Source organism: Streptomyces sp. NPDC050743, from assembly GCF_044456925.1.
Taxonomy (GTDB): Bacteria; Actinomycetota; Actinomycetes; order Streptomycetales; family Streptomycetaceae; genus Streptomyces.
Window position 1 is genome coordinate 395,894 of record NZ_JBITGJ010000001.1, and the last position, 15,513, is coordinate 411,406.

The following is a 15,513-nucleotide window of genomic DNA, read 5'->3' on the forward strand; positions in this document are numbered from 1 at the left end:
TCCCGCGGCCCGCCAAACCAAACCCCCCCCTTGTTTTTTTGGGGCCCCGCCCCCCCCCCCAAACCCGCCCGGGCCGCCCGGCCCCCCCCCGGCCGCCCCCCCCCGGCGATGATGTCCGGGTGCCGGTGCTCACTCGTCCCGGGTGCGGGTGCTCATTCGTCCAGGTCGGGCAGCCGGTCGGGAGACGGGCAGATGCGGTCGCCCTGCTGGTCGAAGACGAAGAGATGGGCGAGGTCGACCAGGAGCGGGACCTGCATGCCGTGGTGCAGCCGGAGGTCGGGCGTGGTGCGCACCACCAGATCGCCGGGGAGCCGGCCCTCCGCGGGCGCGGGCTCGGGCCCGCCGTCTGCCCCGTGTTCGAGCACGACCACCGGGCCGGCGCGCCGCGCGCCGGCCCGTTCCCGCAGCCGGTCCAGCGCGGTGGGGCCTTCCCTGCGTCGCCGTCGCGCCGGCCGGGCGGCGGGGCGCGGGGCCTCCAGCTCGGGTACGACGGCGGGCCGGGAGCCGGTGCTGAAGTGGACGAGGATCTCGTGCCCCTGGAATTCCACGTGCTCCACCAGCCCGGTGATCGCCACCTCCCCCGGCCGGGCGGAGCTGTGCTTGGCGATGCGCACCGCCTCCGAGCGCAGGCCGACGATCACCTCACGGCCCTGCTGCACGCGCAGCAACTGATGGTCCAGGCAGAGCGGTTCGGGCAGCCGCAGGGCCTGCTTGCCCAGGCTGATCGTCATGGCGCCGTCCAGCGGGGCGCGGACCAGGCCGCGCAGCAGGTTGATGCGCGGGGTGCCGATGAACGCGGCGGTGAAGACGTTGCGGGGCAGGGCGTAGACCTGGCGCGGGGTGCCGACCTGCTGGAGCACGCCGCCGCGCAGTACGGCGACCCGGTCGCCGAGGGACATCGCCTCGGCCTGGTCGTGCGTGACGTACACCGTGGTGACCCCGAGCTCGCGGGTGAGCTGGGATATCTCGGCGCGCAGGTGGTTGCGCAGCTTGGCGTCGAGGTTGGACAGCGGCTCGTCCATCAGAAAGGCGGAGGGGTGGCGCGAGATGGCCCGGCCCATGGCGACCCGCTGCCGCTCGCCGCCGGAGAGCTGGCTCGGGAAGCGGTCGAGCAGGTCCTCGATGCCCAGCATGCGGGCGGTGGCGCAGACACGCGGGCCCGGGTCGGCTCCGGGGTCCTCGATGCGCAGCGGGAAGCCGATGTTGTCGCGGCCGGTCATGTTCGGATAGAGGGCGAAGTTCTGGAAGACCATGGCCATGCCCCGCTCGGAGGGCTGCCAGTGGTTGGCGTACTCGCCGTCGAGCAGCAGCTCGCCCTCGTCGATGTCCTCCAGACCGGCGATCATCCGCAGCACGGTGGACTTGCCGCAGCCGGACGGGCCGAGCAGGACCAGGAACTCGCCGGGCGCGATGTCCAGCGAGAGCCCGTCGACCACGCGCGGGCCGCGTGGGTAGGACTTGCTCACGTCGTGCAGTTCGATGGCGCGTGTCATGCCTGCCGCCCCCGGGGGCTGTCCGGAGCGCCGCTGCTCCGTGGTCCGAAGACCCCGCGCGGGTCGAACGGGGCCTTTGGGTCACGGAAGTTAACGGAATGTACCCGGCCGGGGGAAGACATCGCGCGGCCCTGCCCGTCACTTGGCCGCGGTCAGGTGGGCGAAGACCACCACGTTGCTGGTGTAGCCCGTCCGCCGGCTGAAGAAGCCGCCGCAGGTGAGCACGCGGAGTTCGGGGCGCCGGGTCTGGCCGTAGACCTCCTCGTCCGGGAAGCCCGCCTTGTCGAAGACCTTCACCCGGTCCACGGTGTAGACGGCGGTACGGCCGTCGGCGCGCCTGACCTCGATGGGTTCGCCGGGTTTGACATAGGCGAGCGCGGCGAAGACGGCGGGGCCGGTCCTGGTGTCGCGGTGGCCGACGGCGACCGCGGTGCCGGTCTCGCCCGGTGTGGGCCCGCCCTCGTACCAGCCGACCAGCGTGGGTTTGTCGACTGGCGGCGTCTCCAACTGCCGTTCCCCGTTCAGCCGGACGCCCGCGACCGGGGCGTTGATCCCCAGCGAGGGGATGCGGAAGGACGTCGGCCGGGACCGGGGCAGCGGGCGGGGCGGGGGCGCGGGGCGTCCGTCGGCACGGGAGGGGCCCGGTCCGGCGGCCGCCACCCCGTCCGGGCCGCCCGCCTCGCCGGTCCGGCCGGACCCGCCGTGTGCCCCGCACCGGTTCCCGGCCGTCACCAGGACGGTCACCAGCAGGGCCGTCCTGGTGAGGCGGTAGGCGCGGGTCCGGTACCAGGGCCTGCGTCTGCGCCTACGCGGCGCCATGGGGCCGTCGGCGGTTGCGCCGGAGGTACACGGCACCGCCGACCGCGGTCAGACCCACGACGCCCGCGGCGGCCACCGGGGAGTACGCCGCGGCCGTGTCGATCAGGCCGCCGCCACCCGCGTGCACGCCGCCCCTCGGGTCGTAGTGGTCGCCCCGTCCCCACGCTCCGTCGTCCCGGTGGTCGTCCGAGATCTGACCGCCCGGGTCGTGTCTCTCCTCGTGCCTTCTGCCGTGGCAGTTGACCCGGAAGATCTTCGTCTTGGTGGCACCGGTCACGACCCAGGTGAGCGTGTACCGCCCGTCGGCCAGCCCGATGGTTTCCGTGCGACCGGCACCCCCGCCGAGCTGGAGGGTGCCGGTGGTCGTGGCCGCGGTGGGCAGCGGGGGCAGCGGCGTGATCGTGTAGCCGATGGTGGGCAGGGTGTCGAAGTTGATCGCGTCCAGCGTGAACTTGCAGACCACCGGCGCGTCGTCCGTCTCGTCGGGGTGCATGCCCACTGGCTGGATCCTGATGTCGCCGTTCTCCCCGATGGCCGCCGCCGTCGGCGCCGCCACCCATGACGCGCCCGCGATGCCGAGGGCGGCGAGGAGGACAGTGGCGCCCGCGCGGGAGCCGAAGGCACGTGGTGAGGTCAGGGTGGGCATGCACATTCCTCCGCGTCAGACGATTTTCATATAAATCGCTTGTTCGTCTGGACTGTGCTTGATGAGCATGACATCTGACGACCCGACACCCGGCGCGCCGTCAGAGACCGCTCGTGCGGCGCAATCCCGAGCGCCTCGGCCCCTGAGGCGCGGTCGGCCCCCGGCCCTCCGGGTTCCGCGGCGATCGCAGCGCCACCCCCGAGGACAGCAGCAGCAACGCCCCCAGCATGACGAACGGTGCCGCGACCCCCGCCAGCCCCGCGACGAGGCCCGCCGCGGCCGGCGCGGCCACCTGGCCGAGCCGGTTGCCGGTCAGGCGCAGCGCGAGCGCCGTGGAGCGGGCTTCATCCGGCGCCGCCTGCACCACCGTCGTCATCGACAGCGGCTGGCCGACCCCCAGACAGAAGCCCAGCCCCGTGAGCATCAGACCGAGCGCCCACACCGGCACCGGCACCGCGACTCCCGCGCACAGGACGGCCGCCAGGAAGCAGGTCAGGGTCAGGAGAGCGGGACGGCCGAGCAGCCGGAGCAGCGGGGTGAGGACCAGACGGCAGGCGATCGTGGCGCCCGCTCGCAGGCTCAGCAGGACGCCGATCACCGAGGGGGCGATGGCCCGGTGTTCGCCGACCACCGGGAGATACGCGGTGAGGATGTCCGTCGCGGACAGCACGGAGAGGCTGATCAGCATGCCCGCGGGCACTCCCCGGGCGCGCAGGATGCGGCCCACCGGCACGGGATCGCCCTGCCGCGTACGGGACTTGACGGCCGTACGGTCCTCGATGCGCCACAGCGAGGTGAAGGCGACCGCCGCGCCCGCGCCCGCCACCACGAGGGCGAGCGCGCTGCTGTGCGCCATGTCCGGCCCGCCGATCAGGGCGCCGGCGGCGACGGGGCCGATGAGCTGGCCGAGGGAGGCGCCGATGGTGAAGTGCCCGAAGTTGCGGTCCTGTTCGTGCGGCGCGGACTGGCGGGCGACGAGCGACTGGGCGCCGATGACGAAGCACAGGTGGCCGAGGCCCATCACTCCGCTCCACAGGGCCATCGCCCACAGGGAGTTCACCAGTCCGCTCAGCGCGCAGCCGCCGGAGATCAGGACCACGCCCACCGGCAGCAGGGGGGCGCAGCGGCCGTGGTCGGTGCGCCGGCCGAGCGGCACGGCGGCGAAGAGGGGCAGCAGGGCGTAGACGCCCGCGATGACGCCGACCGCCCGCTCGTCGGCGCCCAGCGCGAGGGCCCGGTAGGAGACGGCGGGCCGGGCCATCGCCACCGCCCCCTGCGCGAAGCCGAAGGCGAGGACGAGGCGGAGCAGCCAGCCGCGGTTCCCACCGGGCGCCATGGAAGATCCCTCCCTGGAGAGTCAGACGATGCCGAAGAGGAGTCCCGCCCCTAGGACCACCAGCGAGGTCAGGGCGGCCCACTTGACCACGAACCGGGTGTGGTCGCCGAACTCCACCTTGGCCATGCCGACCAGGACGTAGACGGCGGGGACGAGCGGGCTGGACATGTGCAGCGGCTGGCCGATGATCGAGGCGCGGGCGATCTCCAGGGAGGAGACGCCGTGCGCGTGGCCCGCCTCGGCGAGCACCGGCAGGATGCCGAAGTAGAAGCCGTCGTTGGACATGAAGTACGTGAGCGGGATGCTCAGCACACCGGTGACGAAGGCCATGTGCGGGCCCATCCCGGCGGGGATGTTGTCGACCAGCCACGTGGCCATGTGGTCGACCATGCCGGTGCCCTGGAGGACGCCGGTGAAAACGGCGGCGGCGAAGACCATGCCGGAGACGTTCAGGACGTTCTCGGCGTGGGCGGCGATCCGGGCCTTCTGGTCGGGCATGTGCGGGAAGTTGACGGTCAGGGCGAGCGCCGCGCCGAGCAGGAACAGCACCGGGATCGGCAGCCACTCCATGATCATGGCGGTGAGCAGGACGACCGTGAGCAGCGCGTTGAACCAGTACAGCCCGGGCCGCAGGGTGGCACGGTTCGGGTCGAGGCCCTGGAAGCCCTCGCCGCCGTCCGGCTCCTCGGGCAGGCCGTGCCCCGGACCGCCGGTACGCGCAGGGGACTTGGCGGAGCCCGCACCGACGAGGGCGGTCTCCTTCTCCTCCACCAGCACCTCGTCCAGCGTGAGCACGCCGAGCCGCTTGCGCTCGCGGCGGCCGAGGACGTAGGCGAGGCAGAACACGAACAGCAGACCGACGCCCAGCGCCGGGATCATCGGCACGAAGATGTCGCTCGCGTCGACCTTCAGCGCCGTCGCGGCACGGGCGGTCGGGCCGCCCCACGGCAGCGTGTTCATCACGCCGTTGGCCATGGCGGCCACGCCGGTCATCACGACCAGGGACATCTTCAGGCGCTTGTACAGCGGGTACATCGCCGAGACGGTGATCATGAAGGTGGTGGAGCCGTCGCCGTCCAGGGAGACGATCGCGGCGAGGACGGCCGTACCGACGACGATGCGCAGCGGGTCGGCCTTGCAGAACCTGAGGATGCCCCGCACGATCGGGTCGAAGAGGCCGACGTCGATCATCACACCGAAGTAGACGATCGCGAACATGAGCATCGCCGCGGTGGGGGCGAGGCCGGTGACGCCGTCGATGACGTAGTCGCCGAGCTTGGCGCCCTTGCCCACGAACACGCAGAACAGCGCGGGTATGAGCACGAGCGCCGCGATCGGCGACATCTTCTTCAGCATGATCAGGACCAGGAAGGTCGCGATCATGGTGAAGCCGAGGATGGTCAGCATATGAGTGGATACCTAACGTTCGCCCTTGAACATCCCACCTGGGGGTCGGCGGTGCGATGACGTTAGGTCGCGTCGACTGGCGTTAACAAGATGTTGACGCGTGAGCAATAAGCGCGAAAGTCCAGGTCACAGGCTTGCGGCGAGCTGGACGGGGACGCCGTTGAGGACCGCGTTGCCGGAGAGCGGGTCGAGCAGGGTGCCGTCGAGGAGCTGGTTGACGTTGACTCCGGGCGCGGTGGCGGCGTGGCCGAGGCGGGTGCCGGGGCGGTCGTGGCCCCAGCCGTGCGGCAGGCTCACCACCCCCGGCCGTACGGCGTCGGTGACCTCGGCCGGCGCCACCACCTCTCCCCCGGCGCCCTTCACGCGGACGTCCGCCCCGTCCCGGACGCCGAGCCGGGCCGCGTCCTCGGGGTGGATGTGCAGGGTGCAGCGGTTGGAGCCGCCGGTGAGGGCGGGCACGTTGTGCATCCAGCTGTTGTTGGAGCGCAGGTGGCGGCGGCCGACGAGGACGAGGCCTTCGGGGCGCTCGCGCAGCGCCTGGTGGAGCCGGGGCAGGTCGGCGGCGATCGGCCCGGGCAGCAGCTCCACCTTGCCGCTGCGGGTCTTCAGCGGCTGCGGCAGCCGCGGGCGCAGCGGGCCGAGGTCGATGCCGTGCGGGTGGGCGAGCAGCCTGGCCAGGGTCAGCCCGTCGGGCCGTACGCCGAAGCCGTCGCCGTACGGGCCGAGGCGGAGCATCAGGTCGAGCCGGCGCTCGGGGCCGGTCTCTCCTGTCAGTTCGGCGGCGAGTTCGCGCGGGTCACGGCCGTGCACCGGGGAGTGCTTCTCCTGGACGGCCTTGCCGAGGGTCTGGTCGATGACCATGGCGTCGACGGCGGCCGGGTCGGCGCCGTGCATGCCGGTGGCCGCGAGGATCAGCCGGGCGAGGATCTCGCTCTCGGCCATGCGGCCGGGCTCCAGCGGGACGGCGGGGCGTGAGTAGCGGACCTGGTTGCGCACGGCGAGGGTGTTGAAGGCGAAGTCGTGGTGCGGGCTCTGGGAGGGCGGGGGCGGGGGCAGTACGACGTCGGCGTGCCGGGAGGTCTCGTTCAGGTACGGGTCGACGCTGACCATGAAGTCCAGCGAGTCCAGCGCCTTGTCGAGGCGGTCGCCGTCGGGCGCGGACAGCACCGGGTTGGCGGCCACGACGATCAGGGCGCGGATCGGCTCGCCTGCGTCCGTCGCGGTGTCGATCTCCTCGGCGAGCGCGGACAGCGGCAACTCGCCCTTGGCCTCGGGCAGTTGCCGGACCCGGGAGCGCCAGCGGCCGAGCGTGAAGCCGCGGCCGGGGCCGGCCGGGCGGGGCGCCTTGTCGGTGGCGGCCTGCGGGAAGAGGGCGCCGCCGGGCCGGTCCAGGTTGCCGGTGAGGATGTTGAGGACGTCCACCAGCCAGCTGGCCAGGGTGCCGTGCGGGACGGTGCAGCTGCCGATGCGGGCGTAGACGGCGGCGGTGGGGGCGGCGGCGAGTTCGCGGGCGAGGGTGCGGATGGTCGGCGCGTCGACGTCACAGGCCTCGGCCACGGCTTCCGGGGTGAAGTCGCCTATGGCTTCCCGGAGTTCGTCGAGGCCCTGGACGTGCGGGGCGAGGTGGGCGAGGTCGGCCAGGCCCTCCGCGAAGAGGGTGTGCGCCATCGCCGCGAGCAGCAGGGCGTCGGTGCCGGGGCGGATCGCCAGGTGCCGGTCGGCGAGCCGCGCGGTGCGGGTGCGGCGCGGGTCCACCACGGTGAGGTGTCCGCCGCGGGCCTTGAGCGCCTTGAGCTTGCCGGGGAAGTCGGGCGCGGTGCACAGACTGCCGTTGGACTCCAGCGGGTTGGCGCCGATGAGGAGCAGGTGGTCGGTGTGGTCCAGGTCCGGTACGGGGATGGCGTTGGCGTCGCCGAAGAGCAGGCCGCTGGAGACGTGCTTGGGCATCTGGTCGACCGTGGAGGCGGTGAACAGGCTGCGGGTGCGCAGGCCGGCGAGGAGGACCGGCGGGTAGAGGGCGCCGGCCACGGTGTGCACGTTGGGGTTGCCGAGGACCACGCCGACGGAGTCCGGGCCGTGGCCGTCCACGACGGGGCGGAGCCCCGCGGCGACCGCGTCGAAGGCCTCCTCCCAAGTGGCCTCGCGCAGCTCGCCGTCCCGGCGCACGAGGGGGCCGCGCAGCCGGTCGGGGTCGGAGTCGACGGCCCCGAAGGAGGCCCCCTTGGGGCAGATGAAGCCCTTGCTGAAGACGTCCTCGCGGTCACCGCGGGCGCCGGTGACACGGGTGCCCTCGATGGTGAGGGTCAGCCCGCAGGTGGCCTCGCACAGGGGGCAGATTCGCAGGGCGGTGCGGGACACGGGTCCTCCCGGGGGTCGGCGGCGATGCCGGGCGAGCGCGGAACGGCTCGGGGCGAGCATACCGACCGGTATGCATGGAGGGGAGGGCTCTTCCCGTGAACGATGAGCGGTGAGCGGTGAGCGTCAGTCGAGCACGCGCCCCAGATACGCCCGCAGCAGCTCACGGGTCTCGGCGATGATCGCCTCGTCGCCGTCGGGGTCGGTGCGGAAGGCCAGGTGGACGAGGGTGTCCGCGCTCTCCACGGCGACCAGGAAGACCCGGCGCAGGTCCTCGTCGGGGGTGCGGCCGAGGTAGCCGGAGAGCAGGTCGGTGAGGCGGTCGGCGACGCGGGTGTTGGGCTCGGTGTGACGGGCGCCGACCGGTATCTGGTTGCCGAAGTCGACCAGGCAGAAGCCGGGTGCTGTGCGCTTCATCGCCAGGTACTCGTCCAGGACCGCGTCCATCGCGGCCCGCCAGTCCCCCCTGCTCGCCTTCTTCAGCCGCTCGGTGACCCGCTCGGTGTACCGCTCCAGGTTCCGCTGGGCCAGGGCGTCGGCCATCTGCCGCTTGTTGCCGAAGAACCGGTAGACGGAGCCGATGGGCACACCGGCGCGCAGGGCGACCGCGCGGGTGCTCAGGGCGTCGTAGCCGACCTCGTCGAGGAGTTCGGCGCAGGCGTCGAGGATCCTTGTCAGCCGTTCGGCGCTGCGCCGCTGTACGGGCGCGCGGCGGAGCGATGTCGCGTGGGGCACGGACTTCATGATGCCTCTCCACCGGGATCGGGTGAACCTCGCCCTCCACTACGCGGGAGAGTGGCCGGTGCACTCATGTCCCGGCGAACGGGGTCGCCGTGCCGGCCGAGGGCTCGGCCGGCGAGGTCTCCGCGCCGGACACCGTGATGTCGGCGGTGCTCTGCACCGGTTTGCCGTGCACGGCCCACACGGTGCCGTCGTCGGCGTACAGGCGGGCGGTGACGTGGTGCGTGCCGTGCGGGACGAGACCGTCGGGCAGGTGGTACGCGGGGGTACGCAGCCGGGTGATCCGGCGGCCGTCGACGAAGAGGTACACGAGCCCGCGCCCGCCGACCGCCGTGGATCCGGCACCGGGTGCGGAGCAGCGGAAGCGGTGGAACGTCAGCCGGACGTCCCAGCCGCCGCCGGAGTCCGGGGTCACCTCGACCCCGACCTCCGGCGCGTTCTTCTTGTCGACCTCGCGCAGATGCCGGCCGCTGTCGTCGGTGTCGTCCAGGACCTTGCCGACCGGCGACGGCGACACCGTGCCGGCGCGGGCGTGCCCGGTCGTGCAGGCCACCGCGCCGAGCGGCAGCAGGGCGCCCGCCGCGAGCGCGGCGAGCGTCCTGCGGGTCCACGACGTCCTCGGCATGCCCCGGAGAGTAGAACAACCCTCCGGTCCCCCGAATCCGCCTGAAGTCTGGTTCCGTCCACCCCGCGAGGTCCCCCTGGCGGAGTACGCGCGGCCGTGTACGGACGCGCGCGATCAGCGTCGGGGCGAAGTCACGGCGGGTGCCATTCGAAGAGCAGGATGCTCGCGTCGTCCCGCAGTCGGTGGCGCTGGTGGTCGAGGAGGTCGTGGATGAGCAACCGCAGCACCTCGGCGGGGCGTTGCCCGGCGGCGGAGGAGCGGATGATGAAGTCGGTGAACCGATCGAGGCCGAACTCCACCCCGTTCGCGTCGCGTGCCTCCACGACCCCGTCGGTGTACAGCAGGATCTGGTCGCCCGGTTCCAGCGTCGTCTCGTGGACCTGCCGGGCTGCCGGAGCGAGCTCGCCGGCCAGGCCGATCGGCGGCTGCGGGGGGCTGTCCAGCGCGCCGTGGACCACCCGCTCGGAACGGATCAGCAGCGGCGCGGGATGACCGCAGTTGACCCAGCGCAGCACCCCGGTGACCGCGTCGAGCCGGCACAGCACCCCGGTGCAGAAGTGGTCGGGCAGCCACTGGGCGAGCGCCTGGTCGACGGAACCGACGACGTCGGGCAGGTCGCCACCGCCGCGGCGGGTGTTCCGCGCCGCCGCCATGGCGACCGACGTGGTCAGACCGGAGGCCAGATCGTGGCCCATGGAGTCGAGGATCATGGTGTGCAGCACGTTCTTGACCACCGAGTGGTCGAAGGCGTCGCCCGCGATGTCGTAGGCCGGTTCCAGGACCGCGGTCGAGACGCACCTCCGGCTGCCGATGGTGCGGGGTGGCAGGAACGCCCGCAGCATCTCGGCGGGCAACCCCATAGTCGCGGTGCGGATGCGGGCGGCGAGCCAGTCGCTGTAGGCGCGCTTGGAGGTGACCAGCATGGCGAACAGATGGGCCAGCATCCTGCTGCGGCGCATGCGCACCTCGTCGGGCGAGGAGGTCCGCACCGCCAGCACGCCCAGCCGCTCCGCGCCGTCGACCAGAGGCACCCAGATGATCACTCCGTCGTCGGCGTCGACCACCCACGGCGAGATGGTGCGGTAGGCCCAGCCGGCCGACGAGCCGGCCACGGGCAGCGGCTCCAAGGCCTCGTCCAGTGGGATGAACAGCCGCTGTTGCAGGTCGACGAGGTAGATCAGCGCACTGTCCAGGCCGAGTGCCGAAGCGCACCGGTCCGCCAGGGCGGCCAGTTCGAACGGCAGGGCCGTCTGCGCCTCGATGATCAGCTCTTCCAGTCGGCCCTCGTCGATGACGGCGTCGGAGCCGGCGGACGCCTGCGGTGGGTCCGACACGCGATCACCCCTTCCGCGCCCAGTCTCACACCGATACCGCTCCCTCTCACGTCAGGCACGGTCGCGCCGGACAGGGTCGCGTCCTCCCGCGCGCCGGCCGAGTACGGCGGCCCTCTTGCGCCCGCCTCCACCTATTCCTACGGTGATGCATAGGAATCAGGGCGCAAGGGAGCGATCATGAGCGGGGACGTGCGGAAGACCGCCGCGGGACTGTCGTATCTGACCGGATTCGGCAACGAACACGCCTCGGAGGCGGTGCCGGGCGCGCTGCCCGAGGGCCGCAACTCACCGCAGCGGGCGCCGCTCGGGCTGTACGCGGAGCAGCTGAGCGGTACGGCGTTCACCGAGCCGCGGGCGCACAACCGCCGCTCCTGGCTCTACCGGATCCGCCCCTCGGCCGCGCACCCGCCGTTCACCCGCACCGACAACGGCGCGATCCGCACGGCCCCCTTCACCGAGACCGTGCCCGACCCCAACCGGCTGCGCTGGAACCCGCTGCCCGAGCCGCCGGCCGGCACCGACTTCCTCGCCGGCCTGTGGACGCTCGGCGGCAACGGCGACGCCACCCAGCGCACCGGCATGGCCGTGCACCTGTACCACGCCAACACCTCGATGGAGCGCGTCTTCTCCGACGCCGACGGCGAGCTGCTGATCGTCCCGGAGCGCGGCGGACTGCTCCTGCACACCGAGTTCGGCCGGCTCGCCGTGGAACCGGCACATGTGGCGCTGATTCCCCGTGGGGTGCGCTTCCGTGTGGAGCTGATGGACACTGCGTCCGATGGCGGGCAGAGCCCGACCGCCCGGGGTTATGTGTGCGAGAACTACGGCGCGCCGTTCCAGCTGCCCGAGCTCGGCCCGATCGGCGCCAACGGCCTCGCGCACGCCCGGGACTTCAGGGCACCGGTCGCGGCGTACGAGGACGTGGCCGGTCCGGTGGAGGTGGTGAACAAGTTCTGCGGCAACCTCTGGACGGCCGCCTACGACCACTCCCCGCTCGACGTGGTCGCCTGGCACGGCACCCATGTGCCGTACGTCTATGACCTGCGCCGGTTCAATGTGATCGGCACCATCTCCTACGACCACCCGGACCCGTCCATCTTCACGGTCCTGACCTCCCCGTCGGACACCCCGGGACTGGCCGGGGTCGACTTCGTCGTCTTCGCCCCGCGCTGGCTGGTGGGCGAGGACACCTTCCGGCCGCCGTACTTCCACCGGAACGTGATGAGCGAGTACATGGGCCTGGTCGAGGGCGCGTACGACGCCAAGGCGGAGGGCTTCGTGCCCGGCGGCGGCTCGCTGCACAACATGATGTCGGCGCACGGCCCGGACCGGGACACCTTCGACAAGGCCAGCGCGGCCGAACTGAAGCCGCAGAAGATCGACGACGGGCTGGCGTTCATGTTCGAGACCCGCTGGCCGGTGACCCTCACCCCGCACGCGGCGGGTGCGGACCACCTCCAGCAGCGCTACGACGACGTGTGGCAGGGACTCGAGCGCCATTTCCGCGCCTGACGCCTCTGTTGCGCCTGACGTTTCCCGACAGGTACGGATAGCCGCGTGACCTCCTTCGCCCCGGATTCGATCGTCCTGAACCGCAAGCTGCCGCTGTGGTACCAGGTGTCGCAGTCGCTGCGCGCCTCGATACTCGGCCGCTCCCCCGAGGACCCGCTCCGGCTGCCCACGGAGGAGCAGCTGGCGGAGCACTACGGCGTGAGCGTGCTGACCATGCGGCAGGCGCTGAAGGAACTGGAGGACGAGGGACTGATCAGCCGCCACCGGCGGCGCGGCACGTTCATCGAGCCCGGCGTCCGGCGGGGCGCGCCCGTCCGGCTGCTGGGCTCGGTGGACGCGATCGTGGCCCAGCAGTCCGGGATGACCACCGAGCTGCTGGACCACGGCAGCACACCGGTGCCGGCCGGTCTCACCGAGTACTTCCCGGACCTCGCCGAGGTGGCGGCGTACCACCGCCTGCGCAGCGACGAGAAGACCGGCGAGCCGACCAACCACGCCGTCAACCACGTCCGCCCCGAACTCGCCGCGCGCATCGACCCGGACGACCTGGTGCGCTGGCCGATGACGAAGGTGCTGCGGGATGTGGTGGGGGCGGACATCAGCCGTATCACGGACACGGTGGAGGCGCGGCTCGCGGACCCGGAGACCGCCCGGCTGCTCCAGGTGCCGCTGCTGAGTCCGATCCTGCACTACACGGGGGTCACGTACGACAGCGGTGGGCGGGTGCTGGATGTGGCGGTGATCCAGTACCGGGGTGACCGGTTCTCGTTCACCGTCACCTTGGACGCGACCTGATACCGGGTCGGGGACAGGCCGTACCATGCCCTGCGTGACGCACGACGACGCTCCGCTGCTGGCGGACCTCATGCCGTGGTCCGTCGCACCGCTGCGGCCCGGCCGCACCTGGCCGACGGCACCCGATCCCGGCTCCCTGAAGGCCCGCTGGGAGGCCCTGCTCAAGGCCGAGGGACCGGACCGTGAGGCCCTCTTCGAGCCGACCCGCGCCCGCACGCCGAACTCCGCGGTGGGCCAACTCCCCGGCTACTCCACCGGTACCGAGCGGCTGGCCCGTGCCGAGGGTCCCTGCGCCGAGCCGGTCCGGGTCCTGGCGGCGCCCTTCGACGAGCAGTGGCTGATCCCGGACCACCGGCTGATCGACGCCGCGCGCCCGGAGTTGTGGCGGGTGGCGGACGCCCGGCAGGTCTTCGCGGTGGAGACGGGGGACGAGCACGGCCCGCTCCTGGTGACCTCGCTGCTGCCGACCCTCCGCACGGGCCGCGTCCGCCCGCTGTACCGCCGCCCCGGCGGCGAGGAACCGAACCTCGCGCCGGGCCTCACGGCCCACCTCGCCGACCGCCTGGGCGCGTCCCCCACTCCGGTCGACGCCCTCTCCTGGATCCTGGCGGCCGCCGCCCCCGGCCTCACCGTCCCGCTCACCGACGACCCCGGCCTCTGGTCGGCCGGCGTCGAGATCGGCCGCCGCATGCTGTGGCTGATGCGCCGCGACGGCGAACGCCCCAAACTGCCGGGCGGCCGCCGCCCCTATGTCCGCGCACCCCTGCCGGCCCGGCCCCTCACCCTGCACTACGACCAGGACGAGGAGACCCTCCACGTCGACGAGGGCCGCATCTCCCCCGTCCCGCCGGAGGCCTGGGAGTACGAGGTGGCCGGGGTCCGCGTCGTGGAGTCCTGGTTCAGCACCCGCACGGCACCGGCCGAGCCGGGCACCCTGGCCGCGATCCGCCCGGCCGGCTGGCCGCAGGCCTGGACGTCGGAACTGCTGGAACTGATCACCGTCCTGACCCTGCTGGCGGAACTGCGGCCGCAGCGGGCCGAGTTGAAGGTGACGACCGCGATCACGGCGACCGACCTCCGGGAGGCGGGCGTCCTTCCGGCGCCGGAGGCGTCCCGTCGCCCGGCCTCGGTCCTGGACCATCACGAGGAGGGCCCGGAGGGCCAGTTCGTCCTGATCTAGCGGCGCTTCAGGGCGGCCTCCAGCCGTGCGATGTCCTCCGCGTCCTTGGCACGCCGAGGCCGGGAGGGGTTCCAGACGGGCATCATGCGCTTGATCTCGATCTGGGCGAGGGGACTGACGATCGGCGCCTCGACGGCACCGATGCGACCCGGCGCGGCGTCCAACAGGCCCTCCGGCCAAGGGGCTCCGGCCCAGGGCCCGCCCGCGACGACCACGCGTCCGGCCGCGTCCCGGTCCACCAGGGTGAAGCTGCTGTCCAGCCCGTCCCTGACGAAGTCGAGCTGGAGACCGGGCGGCGGCCCGGGGACCGGCGTGTGGCCGAGTCGGGTCAGCAGGGCGGCGACGGCCGCCGAGTCCTTGGACCAGGCGAACCAGTCGATGTCCCCGTGATCGCGGGTGACCTCGCCCAGGAAGAAGTCCATGGCCCAGCCGCCGCGCAGCCAGAGCGGGATGCCGTCGTGGCGCGCCGCCGCCAGCGTCTGCTGGACGAGCAGGAGTTGACGCTCGGCGCGTTCGAGGTTCACCGGCTTCCGCGCCCCGGGTCGAAGCCGTCGAGCACCCTGCCCAACGCACGCTCGAAAACGGCCTCCAGATCGATCGGCCCCGCGTCCTCCGCGAACGCCGCCGCCATCCTCGGATACGCACCGGAGGCGACCTGGCCCGCGAGATAGGCGATCCGCGCCGCGTTCTCCTCGTCCTGCGACCACGGCAGCGCCCGCACCCGTTCGGCCGTGTCGAGTTCGTTGCGGACGTACGTCGTCACGACGCCGTTCAGCATCGCGATCAGCTCCAGCTTCGTGCCGTAGGAAGCCTGAAGCGGATCCAGGCAGGCCAGGCAGTGCTCCAGGTACCGAAGAGCATGCGGGCTGAAGCCGTAGACCGGGGACATCAGCCGCGGGATCCACGGGTGCCGGTGCATCAGCGCGCGCGTCTCGCGGGCCACCCGGAGCATGTCGGCCCGCCAGTCCCCGCCCGGCTCCCACAGGACGTGTTCCGCGCTGACGGCGTCCATCATCAGCTCGTACAGGTCCTCCTTGCGGGGGACGTAGTTGTACAGCGACATCGTGCCGCAGCCCAGCTCGGCCGCGACCTGCCGCATCGACACCGCGTCGAGCCCCCGCGCGTCGGCGATCCGGACGGCGGCCGCCGCGATGTCGTCGCGGGTGTACGCCGGCTTCGGACCCCGGCCGGTGCGCTCGGGGCGCGCCCAGATCACCTCGGGGACGGCCCCTCGGACTGACATCGGTCATCACCTCGGCCACCATCCTAG

General features: G+C 72.5%; 14 protein-coding genes. 3 read left to right on the top strand and 11 right to left on the bottom strand.

Annotation, left to right across the window (positions count from 1 at the left end):
* Positions 1-152: 152 nt before the first annotated feature.
* The 9 genes from ACIBJF_RS01880 to ACIBJF_RS01920 all read right to left on the bottom strand — a co-directional run bounded on the left by ACIBJF_RS01880 (position 153) and on the right by ACIBJF_RS01920 (position 10,756).
* Complete coding sequence (locus ACIBJF_RS01880) at positions 153-1,493, bottom strand: ABC transporter ATP-binding protein (RefSeq protein WP_399171677.1); 1,341 nt, start codon at positions 1,491-1,493, stop codon at positions 153-155.
* A 138-nt stretch (positions 1,494-1,631) separates the two neighbouring features.
* Positions 1,632-2,312: a class F sortase gene (locus ACIBJF_RS01885; protein WP_399171678.1), complete on the bottom strand. Its 681-nt coding sequence runs from the start codon at positions 2,310-2,312 to the stop codon at positions 1,632-1,634.
* On the bottom strand, positions 2,299-2,958 hold the full coding sequence (locus tag ACIBJF_RS01890; protein WP_399171679.1) for a hypothetical protein: 660 nt from the start codon (positions 2,956-2,958) through the stop codon (positions 2,299-2,301). Before ACIBJF_RS01890 ends, ACIBJF_RS01885 begins: the two co-directional genes overlap by 14 nt.
* Before the next feature lie 100 nt (positions 2,959-3,058).
* Complete coding sequence (locus ACIBJF_RS01895; RefSeq protein WP_399171680.1) at positions 3,059-4,294, bottom strand: MFS transporter; 1,236 nt, start codon at positions 4,292-4,294, stop codon at positions 3,059-3,061.
* A 21-nt stretch (positions 4,295-4,315) separates the two neighbouring features.
* Positions 4,316-5,701: a CitMHS family transporter gene (locus ACIBJF_RS01900; RefSeq protein WP_399171681.1), complete on the bottom strand. Its 1,386-nt coding sequence runs from the start codon at positions 5,699-5,701 to the stop codon at positions 4,316-4,318.
* A gap of 126 nt (positions 5,702-5,827) precedes the next feature.
* A complete protein-coding gene (locus tag ACIBJF_RS01905; RefSeq protein WP_399171682.1) occupies positions 5,828-8,059 on the bottom strand; it encodes a molybdopterin oxidoreductase family protein in 2,232 nt (743 codons plus the stop codon).
* Between the two features lie 123 nt (positions 8,060-8,182).
* Positions 8,183-8,800 (bottom strand): TetR family transcriptional regulator, encoded by a 618-nt coding sequence (locus tag ACIBJF_RS01910; protein WP_399171683.1) that lies wholly within the window; start codon positions 8,798-8,800, stop codon positions 8,183-8,185.
* 64 nt (positions 8,801-8,864) lie between these two features.
* Positions 8,865-9,422 (bottom strand): hypothetical protein, encoded by a 558-nt coding sequence (locus tag ACIBJF_RS01915; protein ID WP_399171684.1) that lies wholly within the window; start codon positions 9,420-9,422, stop codon positions 8,865-8,867.
* 131 nt (positions 9,423-9,553) lie between these two features.
* Entirely contained in the window at positions 9,554-10,756 is a 1,203-nt protein-coding gene (locus tag ACIBJF_RS01920) for a PP2C family protein-serine/threonine phosphatase (RefSeq protein ID WP_399171685.1), read from the bottom strand.
* A gap of 177 nt (positions 10,757-10,933) precedes the next feature.
* On the opposite strand from ACIBJF_RS01920, the gene hmgA reads away from it, so the two are divergent.
* From hmgA to ACIBJF_RS01935, 3 genes are read left to right on the top strand one after another with little or no spacing between them, the layout of a single operon-like run.
* Entirely contained in the window at positions 10,934-12,268 is a 1,335-nt protein-coding gene (gene hmgA / locus ACIBJF_RS01925; RefSeq protein ID WP_399171686.1) for a homogentisate 1,2-dioxygenase, read from the top strand.
* Positions 12,269-12,313: 45 nt separating this feature from the next.
* Positions 12,314-13,063: a GntR family transcriptional regulator gene (locus ACIBJF_RS01930; RefSeq protein ID WP_399171687.1), complete on the top strand. Its 750-nt coding sequence runs from the start codon at positions 12,314-12,316 to the stop codon at positions 13,061-13,063.
* A gap of 25 nt (positions 13,064-13,088) precedes the next feature.
* On the top strand, positions 13,089-14,243 hold the full coding sequence (locus ACIBJF_RS01935; RefSeq protein ID WP_399171688.1) for a type ISP restriction/modification enzyme: 1,155 nt from the start codon (positions 13,089-13,091) through the stop codon (positions 14,241-14,243).
* Here the strand turns inward: ACIBJF_RS01935 and ACIBJF_RS01940 are convergent.
* Positions 14,240-14,767, bottom strand: a complete 528-nt coding sequence (locus ACIBJF_RS01940) for a nucleotidyltransferase domain-containing protein (protein ID WP_399171689.1) — start codon at positions 14,765-14,767, stop codon at positions 14,240-14,242. The genes ACIBJF_RS01935 and ACIBJF_RS01940 overlap by 4 nt on opposite strands.
* The gene (locus tag ACIBJF_RS01945; RefSeq protein WP_399171690.1) at positions 14,764-15,486 is read right to left on the bottom strand and encodes a TetR/AcrR family transcriptional regulator C-terminal domain-containing protein; all 723 of its coding nucleotides are present in this window, start codon (positions 15,484-15,486) and stop codon (positions 14,764-14,766) included. The genes ACIBJF_RS01940 and ACIBJF_RS01945 overlap by 4 nt, the downstream gene beginning before the upstream one ends.
* Positions 15,487-15,513: the final 27 nt, after the last annotated feature.